7 protein-coding genes are annotated in these 14,068 nt (G+C 42.1%); all 7 read right to left on the reverse strand.

Going from position 1 to position 14,068, the window contains the following annotated elements; translation table 11 throughout:
- Positions 1–223: 223 nt before the first annotated feature.
- The gene (locus PQO01_RS03200; RefSeq protein WP_274312601.1) at positions 224–1,783 is read right to left on the reverse strand and encodes an IS1182 family transposase; all 1,560 of its coding nucleotides are present in this window, start codon (positions 1,781–1,783) and stop codon (positions 224–226) included.
- Positions 1,784–1,955: 172 nt separating this feature from the next.
- On the reverse strand, positions 1,956–5,672 hold the full coding sequence (locus PQO01_RS03205; protein WP_274312602.1) for a PVC-type heme-binding CxxCH protein: 3,717 nt from the start codon (positions 5,670–5,672) through the stop codon (positions 1,956–1,958).
- Positions 5,673–5,752: 80 nt separating this feature from the next.
- The gene (locus PQO01_RS03210; protein ID WP_274312603.1) at positions 5,753–7,813 is read right to left on the reverse strand and encodes a protein kinase domain-containing protein; all 2,061 of its coding nucleotides are present in this window, start codon (positions 7,811–7,813) and stop codon (positions 5,753–5,755) included.
- 8 nt (positions 7,814–7,821) lie between these two features.
- Positions 7,822–8,424, reverse strand: a complete 603-nt coding sequence (locus tag PQO01_RS03215; protein WP_274312604.1) for an RNA polymerase sigma factor — start codon at positions 8,422–8,424, stop codon at positions 7,822–7,824.
- Between the two features lie 111 nt (positions 8,425–8,535).
- Positions 8,536–10,026: a GDSL-type esterase/lipase family protein gene (locus tag PQO01_RS03220; RefSeq protein ID WP_274312605.1), complete on the reverse strand. Its 1,491-nt coding sequence runs from the start codon at positions 10,024–10,026 to the stop codon at positions 8,536–8,538.
- 21 nt (positions 10,027–10,047) lie between these two features.
- The gene (locus tag PQO01_RS03225; protein ID WP_274312606.1) at positions 10,048–11,565 is read right to left on the reverse strand and encodes an arylsulfatase; all 1,518 of its coding nucleotides are present in this window, start codon (positions 11,563–11,565) and stop codon (positions 10,048–10,050) included.
- Positions 11,566–11,594: 29 nt separating this feature from the next.
- Positions 11,595–13,973, reverse strand: a complete 2,379-nt coding sequence (locus PQO01_RS03230) for a glycoside hydrolase family 95 protein (RefSeq protein WP_274312607.1) — start codon at positions 13,971–13,973, stop codon at positions 11,595–11,597.
- Between the last annotated feature and the right edge of the window lie 95 nt (positions 13,974–14,068).

Consider the following 14,068-nt stretch of genomic DNA (forward strand, 5'->3'; position numbering starts at 1 on the left):
ACGCAACAGATCGTTACAATTTTTCAGTGAAATAGTCGGGATTGATTTGATGAGTACATCGTGGAACGATGCGACTTTTATTAGGCCCACATGTTAATGTGGGTATGATGTAAATCAAAATATTCTTTGTGCCTTAAGGTACAATACCTAAAGGCATTGTGGCATGTCTCATTATACAATACCGAGGGTTGATGAGACTGTGTGAAAAAGATCTGCCTTTGTATCAAACTAGAATAATTAGTGAGTTTGTATAACTATTTCGTCTGAGGAGTAATTTCATCACTTTCATACTCAAATAAGGACTGATTAACAAGTGATTGTGAATATATTTTAGAAAAACCCCCTGTATATCCTTGAGTAAGGACATTAATTCTGAAAACTTCATAATATTAAGAACTCGGTTCAAATTATAAACAAGTTGTGCCAATGAAGTCTCGGCCTGTACAGATTCTTTTCCAGTTAGATTATACCCACCAGTAAGAATATGTTCTTTAATTGTTCCAAATGGGTGCTCAACAATTGCAGCTCGTCGTTTCATTACCCCTGGTTTGGCTTTCATCCTTTTTCGAACATTTTCTAAAACGTATTCGTGTTCCCACCGTTGAATACTTCGGCTTTTTGATGTTGTACATTTTGCTTTTAGGGAGCAGTTGATACAAGCTTCGGGCGTTTTATAGATCCAAAATTGTTTGCTTCCTCGTTTCTTGTTTTGAAATTTGGCAAGGCTTTTTCCCGCAGGACAAATGTAGCTGTCATTATGCTTATCGTAAATAAAGTCGTCTTTCCCATATAAGCCTCGACCTTCCATAGGATCTCCCTGTTCAGGAACATAACAGGTATAGCCATTATCTTCACAAGCTTTGATATCTTCATTGCTGAAATAACCTTTATCTGCCAAGACATTGCTTCCTTTTCCTTCTTCAATAACATCACTTGTTGCTTTTAAAGTTGAATAAAGTGAACCAAGATCATTAACCTGCGATGTTACTTCAGCTGCGACAATCAAGTAGTTTTTATCATCCACAGCGTGTTGAACATTATAACCGACTGTACTTTTTCGTCCTTTTTTAATCGGGCGACTTTCAGGGTCATTAAAACTAATGCTCTCTTTGCCCGTCGCTTCTAGTTGGTTTTTGATTTTTGTTAATTCTTGAGATAGTTTCTGATTTATTACCAGTGAATTTTTTAGTTTTTGTTGTTTATCTTCCTTTTTTGGAGATGGATACTTATCCAGCTCCTCTAAATCCTTTAGATATTTTTCTGCCTCTTGTTCGTACTTATTAAGAGCCGAGTTCAGTTTATTTTTTGTCCAGCTTTTACTTATATTATTTACGGCTTTGATACTCGTGCCATCAACGGCTATAAAATCACCAGAAATCAACTTAAGTTTACTACACAAAAGAGTGAATTGGGCACTGACCTTTTTAAAGGCCTTACGATTACTCAGTCTAAAATCACATATAGTTTTAAAATCAGGCTTCAGTTTACCCATGAGCCAAATCACCTCAAGGTTCACTTTACAAGACCTTTCGAGTTTACGTCCACTGCGAATTCCATAAGAATAGCCATAGATAAACAGTTTCAATAAATCGGCTGGATCATAAGCAGGTCGACCTCGTCCATCGATTCTTTCTTTGGGATAAATAAAACCACATTCTCTCAAGTCTAAACCATTAACAAACTCATCTATAAAGCGAACTTTATTGTTTTCGTCTACATAATCATCAAGACAGTCCGGCAATAATAAAACCTGATCGCGTGACACTCTTTTTATAAAGCTCATAAATTCCTCACAGCAGTTACTGAAAATTCTATATGCTATAATATATAAGCTTATTAAAATAAGTGTATGTGGATAATGTTTTTCACACAGTCTCTGACACCCTCGGCTAATAGAGTTTTATGGTTTTACCATAAATTTTTAAAGTATTATGAGATAAGCTCTAACTAAGCTTTTACTGCCATTGCTTCATGTATTCGACGATGTCGGCAACGTCTTGTTCTTTGAGGCCGAGTTGTTCAGCAGAGAGCATGAGCGAGCGTTTCATGGGGATGATTTTTTGGACTTTAGATTTTGGGATTATTTGACGTAAGCCACCAGTAGAAACGACGATGAGGGGATCGCCTTTACTCTCGAGCATACCTTGAACAATAGTGCCATCTTTAAGAACAATTTCATGACCTTTGAAACCGTGAGCTAAGCCCTGAGAAGGGTTTATGATAGCGTGAATAACGGCATCCTTGGATTGTTTTTGTGCCCAGCCTTCTAAACGAGGACCATAGTGAGGGCCTGCACCATTGATACTGTGGCACATAGTACAGATCATGATTTTTCCCTTGCCATGCTCGGCATTACCCTGCAGCTTGGAAATGGCAGGAACTTTTAGCGTGCTTGCTTTTTCTTCAGCCGCAACAGTGATGCCCTGCACTTTAATCGCTTCAGGATCATAGATATTTTTGATTTCTGCAGCAATATCGAGATCGGCCCAATCAGAAGTGGCACGTTTAAAGATCCAGTCACTCGCTTCTTTACTGACAGCTTTTTGAGTTTTGGCGATTTGTACTAAAGCGAGGGCGGATTTTTTATCTTTGATGAAAGCGAGTGACTCAATGGCAAAGAGTCGCTGCTCTTTCGAAAGTGAATCACTAGAGGCACGTAGACGCAGGGCTTCAATGGCATCGGATGGACCCAAGCGCCAAGTCACTCTCGCAAAAGCATCTGACCAAACTAGAGGACCGTTATTAGCTAAGTTATTCTTTAGGACCTGCCAGATTTCGTTTTCTTTATTTTCAGCACCGAGGCCAATAGCTTCGATGTAATTTTTGTCATAGCCCTTGATAGCTTGGACAAGCTCAATAAAGAGGAGCGCGCTTTCTTTTGCTGAATAATGACGCAAAGATAGAGCGACATCACGGCGTATGGCAATGCTAGAATCTTTGGCAAGCTTTTTGGCGTAGGGGAGCATATCCGCATTGGCACGACGTAGTGCACGATAAGCGACTAAGCGGTGATCCGCCTGTGGACTATCTAAAAGTTGCAGGCATTTAACCATGCCTTTCTTACCTGCATGAGGAAGGAGCCAGATAGCGCGAGCCGCAACAAATTTATTGGGGTGATCAAGAAGTTTGATGAGCTGGCCTGAGGCTTTACCACCCGATTTTTTGAGTGCTTCAAAACCTAGGTGACGAACATTTGGTGAAGGGTTTTTAAGGGCATCAATTTGACCTTTAATGGTAGTAAGATCAATCTTTGGAACTACAGATTTAAAGTTCTTTGGAGCAATTCTGTAAATAGTTCCTGAGCAAGAATCATCGATTGAGTTGTGGCCACCAGTTCCCGGATCATACCAATCGGCTACATAGAGAGCGCCATCGGGGCCCACGCAAACATCGGAGGGACGGAAATAGAGTCGTTTCTCTGTTTCGGCAGTTGATTCTTTGAGGCTAGCGGGCTTGTTGGTAGATACAAAATTAAAACGTTTGAGATCAAAAGCAGCGCCTTTTTCCTTAGGGAAATAACCCAAAACAGTGTTGCGAGAAGTCGCTGAGGAAAGATACATACCTTCCCATTTTTTACCGAGGGCCCCATTTTCATAGAAGGCTACGCCAGAGGGACCACCTGAGCCATAGACATCTCCCGCATCAAAAGTTCCTGGATTATCTTGTCTCCAGTGAGCTTTGGGGACTGACTGACCCGCACGGCGTTCTGGCTGCCATTTGTACTGCCCATCGAGAGAGTAGTAACCCGCCGAGCCATATTCCAGCACATATGAATTACGGCAGCTCGAGTAATCATCATTATCACTTTGGAACATATCGCCAAAAGAAGTGAGCGTCTGTTCGTAGGAATTACGGTAGCCATGACCAACAATTTCCACATTGCTACCATCGGGATCCATGCGGACGGTAAAACCAGAGGACCACACAAAGCCATCATCACTCTTAGCGCCTTTGAGTTCGTGTGTGGGGGTATAGAAGTATTCTTCAGGGGCGCCACCACGGTAATTGGTATTCATACGGAAAGTTTTTCCAGATTTATCCGTGAAGATTGCGCCGCAGTTCCCGCTATTGAAGTAAAATTTTCCATCGGGTCCAGCCGTGAGCGAGTGAAGTGAGTGGTCGTGTTGACGCCCGTTAAAACCTGTGAGCAAGGCTTGTTTCTTATCAACTTTGGGATCGAACTTTAGGTTGCGGTCAACATCGGTGTAGATAATCAGTTCTGGGGGTTGGGAGACAATGATTTTATTATCAAAAACCGCAATGCCAAGCGGGGCGGCTAAGTTCGGATCTTGGTCAAAAATTTGTGATTTATCAGCTTTACCATCACCATTTGTATCTGTGAGTACAACAATGCGGTCACCAGCTTTGCGTCGCTGTTCACGCTGCTTACGGTAGTTTACCGCCTCCGTCACCCAGATTCGCCCCTTGTGGTCGATATCCATATTAGTAGGATTATAGAGTTGAGGAGTCGTTGCCCAAATGGTGGTCTCAAGATTTTCATCTGGCACAGAAAAATACTTGAGGTCAACATTTTCCGGAGCCGTGGGTGGCCATGGAGGAGTGGGTGGGCCAGGTCTTTTAGCAAGCGGCTTTTTAGGCGCCGTTTTTTTAGCTGTTGTGGCTTTAGAGGCAGCGGGCTTAGTGGGGGGTGTTTTAATTACTGTTTTTTTTTTCGGTGCCGGTTTTTTCTTAGTTTGGCGTTTTCTCTGAATAGCTCGACCATCTTCGCCTAAATCAGGGACTTTACCCGCAGGCTGAGTAAGTAAATCTGCAGTGGGAAGTTCAATTTGAGTTGGTTCATCGGGGCGATTGAGATTGGCATTGAGCATGGCTTTTGTCACTTTCTGTGAGGGGACGCCACTTGCAGGAACTTCTACTTTTGCGACCCACGCAATCGTATTGAGGACGAGTTTTCTATAATCATCAATGGCCCAGTTATTGTGGTAGTGACCACCTACGAAACCAGCGCCTCGAGCACTGCCGTCTTTAGGATTGCGACAATAAATGATTGGCTGCTCAGTACCTAGCTTATCGTGGGCTTGTTTATTCCAGAATTTTGAACTTCCGTAGCGAACCATGTTTTGTTTAGTGGGGACTGCAGAGGCAATATTTGAACATTCATCACAATCGTGTTTCATATTCATGTTCCAATAGAGTTCGTCGAAAACTTTCAGTGGTTCATCAAGCCCTCTTGATGCAGGGTGATTTTTATTGATTTTTAAGTCGGCAATCCAGGAAGGGTTGACAGAGAAGGCATCGTCATAATAACCACCGATCCAATTCTTGTAGTACTTTTCCCCCACTTCTTTTGTGGGGTGAACGCCATAGTGCATGAACATGATGCCCATGCCCTTTTTAACATTTTCGTCAAGAACGGCATATTTTTCTCCAAAGTTACCTCCGCCATCGGCATAGATCACACAGGCGTCCACACCTTCAAAAATGCTTTCGTCTTGTGGCCAACCAAACCATTGAACTTGAGCATCGATGTTGAGGCCACTTTTATTGAGGGCATCAGCAAGCAGCATTGAGCCGGCTTTGAATTCGTGAATCCCATGGCGGTGCTTGGTATCACCTGCAATGAAGAGGATCTTGGTTTTTTCAGATGCGAGTAAACTGAGTGTGGGTAAAAGGAAGATTGCGGATAAAGCAATTAATAATTTATTTCTCATATAGTTTCCTATGCTTGATTTTTTATATCTCTGTAAGAGCTAAACAAGGACAAATCTTGAACGTATCTAGAGATGGATAATTATTTGCGTTTTTCTTTGATAGTTAATAAATATTGTGATTGAAGCTTCTTAATTTGACCGCGAGAAAATTGATTATGATGGATCGTAAGATTTTTCAAATTGGGTAAGTTTTTGAGGTCAGAAACTTTGTTAACAGGGGTCCAACTAATATCCAATTCTTCGATGAGGCGATTTTTTATAGGCATCAAACTGCGGATATTGGTATTAGAGATATTGAGCTTACGCAATGATTTATGGGCGCTATTCAGTGAATGCAATGTACCGATTTCTGTGGAGCTGACATCCAAGGCCGTGATATCTTGATTTCTAACGGCACTAAAGTCACTGATATTAGTTTTGGATAAATCAGTGCTGAGACAGGGGAAATTTTGAAAGGAAATAGCGCTACTTAGATTGGCGTTATTAGAGAGGTCCAAATGTTTACTTATGGGATCAAAATTAAAGTTGATTTTATCCGTTTGGTTCATAATTAGAGTTGCTTGGAGGGCAAATTGTAAGCGTGTCTCTAGATCCATTTCGGTATTGGCCTTATGGCGAATAAAGCGAATGTTGAGTTGTGTGAACTTCATCTCTTTTGTGATGCGAATTAATTCAATGAGGTCCTGGATTTTTAATTTTTGAGTATCATCGGCTTTGATTTGAGCAAACCTTTCGCAGAGGGAGAGGAATTTTTGATTTGGGGTATGACTGACCGCCTTTAGTGCTTGAAGAAATTCTTCTTTAATAAAATGCAGTTCGGCTTTGAGTTGCCAGGCTTCGGTTAGTTCAGGATTGAGGTCAACGGCACTATCGGAAAAATTGATGGCATCATCTAATTCAAAGGAGGAATAAGCCATTTGGGCTCTTTCCAAGAATCGCGGTGCGGAATCGCGCCCCATTTTGCGATGAAATTCATTTTCTAAGCTGACATTCTTGGCTAATTGCAGGGCGTTTTCTTTTTCAAGATTGACTTTTTCCAGGTAAATATAGGTAAAAATAATTATGAGAAGTGCGGTGAAACCAGAGAAGGCACTGATCATTTTATTGCGATAGATCCATAATTTCATTAGTTTAATGAAACTGGCATTTTCTGCGTCAGTCGCAAAACCTTGTCGATAGTTGAGCACCTCGTTCTGAAGTTCGATAACTGCAGCATAGCGATCTTCAACTTTGACTTGCATTGCTTTTTGGCAAATGGCTTCTAGAGCTTTTGGAACGGAGGCTTCGATTTTACTCGGCAGTAGATAATCGCCTTCACAAGTTCGCTTCATGACTTCTTTAACATCATGCCCTTTGAAAGGTTTTTCATAACATAAGATATTGTAGAGAATCGCCCCCAAAGAAAAAATATCGGTGCCGACATTTTTTTTAGCTTTTTTGAAGGAGGCTTGCTCCGGTGCCATATAACCTGGCGTACCTTTAATCATGCCATCAATTGTGACGGACTCTTTGTCAAAGGGGTTAAAGGTGTAGAATTGTAGCATATTTTCATCGCAATTTTCCGCGAGAATATTAGCCAAGCCCCAATCACAGACAACTAAGTCACCATACTCACCTATTTGAATATTATCGGGCTTGAGATCCAAATGCAAAACACTCTTGGAGTGGGCATAGGCAATGGCATCACAGACTTTTAAAAAATAATCGAGATTTCGCTTGAGACTATTCATATAGGAAATATCACTCTTACGATCATCTTCCAATACTTTATGAAGCGAACGTCCAGAAATTAATTTCATGGTGAACCAAGGATTTTTATCTTCTAGTCCTAGGTCATAAACGGGGACAATATTTGGGTGCTGCAGTGATGAAGTGAGTTGGGCTTCTTGCAAAAAGCGTTCCTGCCGAAAAGGGCTCGAATTATCTTTGAGCTTGGCCATAGCGACTTCTCTACCAGTGAAGTTATCGTGGCAGCAGTAGAGAACTTTTGCACCACCTTCATTGAGAAAGTCGAGCTCGGTATAACGTTCCTCAGATTCTTCAATATTATTGATAATAGGCGTTTCTGAAAAGTTTGAAATTTCGTCACAGAAATGAGCAAATTTCTTGCTATAATTTTCTTCTTTGCGCTCTTGAGCCATAAATAAATTTAGCCACCCAATTCAAAATTTAGGCGCGTGATCTCTTTGAGAAGCACACTGCGAATACGTGATTTATAAACGCGAACGACATTGGTGCTTATACCAAATTTTTCCGAGAGGACTTTGTTATCATCTTCCTCTAGTGAGGCTTCAAATACTTGCACTGCCTTGGGAGAAAAGTCATCTTTTATACTATCCCAAGCCTTGTTGGAGAGAAAGCTCTTCCATTCGACTTCGGCAATTTTGTCAATTTCGGGCTGAGTGATGAGTTTGATAGATTCAGCGACTTCATCGTAGTTTACATTTTGTTGTTTATTGCGATTGGCCTTGGATTGAAAATAATTATAGACCGTGTTGCGAATAATAACGCAGAGCCAAGTTCGGAAACGGCATTTTTCCTGTTCATATTTAAAGCTAGAGAGTGATTTCCACAGCTTCACCAATACATCTTGGAGCAAGTCTTCACAGGTGCTGGGGTCGACGCCCATATTGCGAATAACTAAGTAAATATAACCTTCATATGAGCTGACAAATTCGTCCCAATACTCATCGCCTTCAGAGAGCTGAAGTTTTTGCAAAAGGGTGTGACGAGTATTATTGGATTCTTTCATGTTGAGATCTTTATATGAAGGATTAACAAAGCTTTTGAAACCTAATCTTTTTAGCCATGAATTTCCAGTTTTGCGACAAGTAGTGTTCATAAATGTAAGACATTAGTTGAATTATATTTTGACATTAGCCTGTCGTCTTGTCGAGGGGCGTGATTTATAAGTGTTGAGAATTTTATGGAGTGCCTCACCCCAGGCTTTGTAGCCATTACTATTTAAATGCAGCCCGTCTCTGTTATAAAGTGCCTTGTTAATTTCACCGTTTTTAGCTAAAAAAATCTTACTTATATCATGATGAAAAATCATTTTATTATCGGCAATGCTAGGAATGAATTTGTTTAGTTCCTTTACTCTCTGATTTTCCGGTTCACGTCGTGGGAAGACTGAAAACAGGATGACTTTTGCATTGGGAAGTCGAGTACGGATTTCTTTAAGGACTGCTTTTATCCCACTAATAACATCTGCTGAGGAGTCAGGCGTATAGCCTTTTTTGGGATTGTGTAAATGATTGGTTCCAATCATTAAAGTAATGAGTTTAGGGTCTATGTTGTCCAAGGCACCATGTTGAATTCGCCAAAGTACGTTCTGGGTGCGGTCACCAGCAAAACCCAAGTTGAGCATATTGAATCCCGCAAAAGTTTGTTCGTAATTCTTTTCCGATTCCCAGTTGTGGGTGATGGAATCACCAATCATCACAAAATCAATTTGGCGACTTTTGGCTTCTGCCAGTTTCGCAATGTGGCGCTTTGGCATGAATTTTTTAAGTTTTGATGGGACTGGCGTGAGAGTGGAGAGTTGGGTAGACTGATTTGTGTTTTTGAGTATAAAATCAGCAACGCGCTCAGGATCGGGGTGATCGAAATGGTGGCCTTTGGCACGAGCTGCCTTTTGGACTTCAATCAGCTCGATTGATCCACCTAGTTTGCGGTAGCGTTCGGCGAGTATAAAGGTGTTTTCATCGGCGGGAACGACTTGATCATTGAGGCTGATGAGGTGTAAAAGGGGAATGTCTTCTTTTGCGATGGGCGCAAGTACGTCGATGGGGTTTTGCTTGTATTCCATGGCTTCTTGTTCGCTTATTTGATATTGCTTTAATACATTTTGCCAAGCTTTTTTATTACCCACGCCATTAGCTTTGCCTCCTGGCCAGCTCTTAAAATCACAAACGGGAACTTCCGCATAAATTGCATTGATTTTACCGGGATTTTGTGAGGCCCAGCGGTAAGCAAAGAGACCACCACGACTGACGGCTTCTAAGGTGACTTTTTTAGATAAGCCTTTTTCTTTGGTTATGTGCTGATAGAAAGCATCCCAATGCTTGAGTGCTTTAGGACTGCCAAGCATGTCGTCAGTATTGATGTAGGCAATATGGAAGCCTTTTTTTAATAAAATCAGATCAACTTCCGGGTGATAAGTGGGAAAGCGTGCACGCCAAACCCAAGGCTTGTTCGGAGCAACTTGATGGGGCTTGATGATAAAAGCATCTCGTCCATCGACTGTGAACTTAATTTGTTGAAAGTCCTGCCAGGGATTTTTTTTACTTTTTGCCTGAAGCGCAAAAAAAGATAAGAGGATTAGAAGAGTAAAACGGAGTGATTTTTTCATAGTGTTGAGATTTACTTGATATTAAAATTGATCGGGAGCCCATTCAGGAATCCCTTTTTCTTTGAGCTGCTTATTGTATAGAATATGGAGATGGTGTTCTTCGGGTTTTAACCTGGGTAAGCCTTCGTTGATAAGCAAGGGCTCAGTTGAATCCCACCATTGATTAAATTGGGCGTTCATTTGTTCAGCAATTTCGGGGAATTGTTCAATGACGTTTTTAGTCTCTCCAGGATCGTTAGAGATATCACTTAACCAGGGGCCATCCCCATCCATAATATTAACCAAACGCCAGCGCGAATTGCGAACAGCCATGCCATAGTATTTGGCGAGCTCACGAGTTTTCTTGCCTCTTCCGCCTCCGCCCCAGCGACCACGGTGAAAAAATAAAGTTCTGTCATCCCACTTTGCTTTTGGGTTTTCCAACAATGGAAGCAAAGAGCGTCCTTTAGGCATTAATTCACTTTTGGGGATTTGAGTTCCTGCCAGTTCACAAAAAGTGCGATATAAATCGATGTGTGCACATAGCGCTTTGATATCTACACCTTCTCCGAGCACGCCCTTCCAGTACCAAAACGATGGCACATGTGATCCGCCTTCCCAAGCGCTATCTTTGTGACCTTTCATACCCGCATTCCAGGCCTCAATTCTTCCTTTCGTTCCTTTTTTCCCGATTGATTTCATTGCCATGCCATTATCGGTCATGAAAATGATAAGTGTATTTTCTAAGGCCTGCCATTCTTTAAGTTTTGTCATCATTAAACCGAAATTATCGTCGATGTTTTCGATCATGCCATAACGTGCCGCAGTGGGCTGATTATAACCTTCATCTAAGAAACGCTTTTTGTATTTTTCAGGTGCAATGAGTGGGCCATGGGGGGCGTTGAGAGAAATGTAGGCAAAGAATTTTTGTTTGCTTTGATGCTGTTTCTTAATCCAGCTCAGAGCGGCATTAAAAAATACGTCAGTACAAAAACCCTTGGTTTGGACAATGGTATCATTATGCAGTAAAACATTATCAAAATATTTGTCCTTGGCATTGGGCTTAAAGTCACCAAAACTGTACTGACCGATGCCACCAGCTCCATGCATCAGAACTTCGTCGAAGCCGCGATTTTGAGGGCGATATTCTTCGCCGTCACCCAAATGCCACTTGCCAAAGAGCCCTGTTTTGTAACCGGCTTTTTGCAGTGCTTGTGGAAAAGTGATTACGGTGGGAGCTAAACGGTCGCGTTGCATGAGTGTATGACTTATTCCAACTTCAAAGGGGGGGCGCCCACTCATGATGGCAGCTCTTGTGGGTGTGCATGTTGCACTAACCTGAAAATCACTAAAGCGTGTCGACTTTTGATACATTTGATCAATATGCGGAGTTCGCAAAATGGGGTTGCCCATGCAAGATAAGTCACCCATGCCCTGATCGTCGGTTAAAACAAAAATGATATTCGGTTTAGAATCCTTTAGATCTGTCTGTGTAGCAAATAAACCTTGGCAGCATGTAATAAATACGAGAATTCCTTTACAATAAAATTTTCTTTTCATAAAATCATTTCCTATTCAGCATGAAGCTTTTAATTTTGAAAATCTTTTTTGGATATATTTAATTTTTCGCCAGCTTTCAGTTTAAATGACCTTGTGACTTTCCCATAGCGAATACGAAATTGATTTCCTTTAAGAGAGTGTACTGTACAATTGAGTAAGTCGCCATTTTTCCAACTTATATCAACTTCAAATCCACCTCTTGCCCGAAGACCACTAACTTTGCCGTCTGACCATTCTTTGGGCAATGCAGGGAGCAAGTTAATTATTGGCTCAGCATCGACTGATGGACTTTCAGGGTGACTCTGCATGAGCATTTCGGCGATGCCGGCTGTGAGGCCGAAGTTGGCTTCAATTTGGAAGAGCTTTTTACCCTTGCCATTTTTTAGGGGACGAAAGAGGCTCATCATATTATCAAAGCAGTTATCATTGAGCATTTGCTGAACAAAAGCATGAGACATTTTACTGTCATGTAACCGTGCCCATAGGCTGATTTTCCAAGCATTGGCCCAACCCGTACTTTGACCTACGCCACGGCGTTCGAGGAGTTTGCGAGAAGCTTCCGCCATTTCGGGAGTACCCTCTGGTGTAATCTCATAGTAAGGATAAAGACCATAAAGAGGAGAGACATGTCGGTGGGTGGGTTCACGCTCTACATAGGGCTTGAGCCATTCTTGCAAGACGCCATCGGGAGCAATTTGATTGGGAGCGAGGCGAGGGCGTTTAGTAGCAAGTTCTTTTTGGAGTTCGGCATCAATACCGAGGATCTTTGCAGCGCGTATGGTATTGCCAAAGAGTTCGCGCAGTTGCTGCATATCAATTGTTGGGCCGGCACAAATTCCAGATCCCCCCTTTTTGTCCCCTGGGAGTTTAAAGCCATTTTCAGGTGAGGCCGAGGGACCAGTTACGAGCCATTTATTTTCGGGTTCTTCCCAGAGGTTATGGAGATAGAATTCAATCGAGCTTTTCATGATGGGGTAGACGGATTTTAAAAACTCACGATCTAGGGTGTAGGCATACTGCTCCCAGAGGTGTTCACAAAGCCAAGCAGGACCACCGATATCCATACCCGCTGGCGCTGTGTACCCCCAAATATTGGTGAGGCGGTGAGCAATCCAGCCGGGTGAATCGTAGTAAGCCTTAGCAGTTTTTGAACCGGGTTCAACGAGAGATTCAATGAAATTATTCATTGGTTCCTGCATTTCGACCATGTTACAACTTAATGCCGGCCAGTAATTCATTTGTGTATTGATATTGAAGTGATAGTCGCCGTTCCACATGGTGTGAACCTCTTCGGCCCAAATTCCCTGGAGGTTGGCAGGGAGGCCACCCGGACGTGAAGAACTGATGAGGAAGTAACGTCCCACATTAAAAAATAGGGCAGCTAGGGCAGGGTCAGCTTTTCCTTTGCGGTAAGCGGCCAAGCGTTGATCCGTAGGGAGCGCACTATTATGACTCTCTGCGAGATTGAGTTTGACGCGCTTATAGTATTTTTCATGATCAGCTTTTTGCGCTTGGCGCAATTGAGTAAATGATTGTTTTTCGGCCTTGTCGAGGTCTTCACTTGTGGCTTTGAAAGGGTCAGAGAGTTGGCGACCCGCAATGCCTTGATAATCCGTAGCAGCGGCTAAGAGCAGCATCACCTCTTCTTGTGATTCAACAATGAGTTTATTGCCTTCTGCTTTGATTTTTGCGTTGGGAGCAATGATGCGTAGACGGGCAACATAAGTAAGACCATCTTTGCCAAAACCATCGTTGAGGGCACCCGTCATGAGTAATTCACGATTGTTGACCACGCTGGTTTTAAAGCGTTCGGGGCGGTTCATGGAAATGGAGAATGAAATAGGACCGGAAAAACGGGAAACAAAAACTTCATCGGGAGCGGAAACAAAATGCTCACGAGTGAACTGTTGTTTACCACGTTGGTAATTGACTTTAGCTAGAGCCGAATTTAAATCGAGCTCACGCTTATACTGACTAACTTTTGCCTTGTTGCCAATGAATTTAAGATGGACATTGCCTAATACTTGGTAGCGTCCAAAAGCACTGATTTTATTAGAATATTTAGGTGCATTATTGACCTTAAAAGCCTGCTTCATGAGCTTATTGGCCTCAGTGAATTTTTCTTCACCAAGAAGCTGACGGATTTTTGATAGGTGTTTGTAGCCTCCGGGAATATTGTTTTCAACTTTTGAGCCGGACCAAACTGATTCCTCGTTAATGACAATGCGTTCTTCGTCAGCGTCGCCAAAGACCATGGCGCCAAGGCGCCCATTGCCCAAGGGCAGGGATTGCTCAAAGCCTCTAGCCGCCTGTTTATACCAAAGTTTACCAGAACTGTCCTGCGCAATGATAGGGAGTGTTAAAGAGAGAAAAATGAAGTAATGGATACTTATTTTTAAGAGTTTCACGGACTTGTTCCTTTTGATAAATAATGATAATTTGAGATAGAGCTATCGTTCTTCCACTTCTAATCAGCGGAAGGAGATCGTTTAAAGAGGATGAT

Origin of the sequence: Lentisphaera marina (genome assembly GCF_028745505.1) — a bacterium.
GTDB lineage: Bacteria > Verrucomicrobiota > Lentisphaeria > Lentisphaerales > Lentisphaeraceae > Lentisphaera > Lentisphaera marina.

Bases quoted from the DNA above. Each gene is read 5' to 3' on its own strand.
- PQO01_RS03200 (WP_274312601.1), bottom strand. From the start codon at position 1,783: ATGAGCTTTATAAAAAGAGTGTCACGCGATCAGGTTTTATTATTGCCG.
- PQO01_RS03205 (WP_274312602.1), bottom strand. From the start codon at position 5,672: ATGAGAAATAAATTATTAATTGCTTTATCCGCAATCTTCCTTTTACCC.
- PQO01_RS03210 (WP_274312603.1), bottom strand. From the start codon at position 7,813: ATGGCTCAAGAGCGCAAAGAAGAAAATTATAGCAAGAAATTTGCTCAT.
- PQO01_RS03215 (WP_274312604.1), bottom strand. From the start codon at position 8,424: ATGAAAGAATCCAATAATACTCGTCACACCCTTTTGCAAAAACTTCAG.
- PQO01_RS03220 (WP_274312605.1), bottom strand. From the start codon at position 10,026: ATGAAAAAATCACTCCGTTTTACTCTTCTAATCCTCTTATCTTTTTTT.
- PQO01_RS03225 (WP_274312606.1), bottom strand. From the start codon at position 11,565: ATGAAAAGAAAATTTTATTGTAAAGGAATTCTCGTATTTATTACATGC.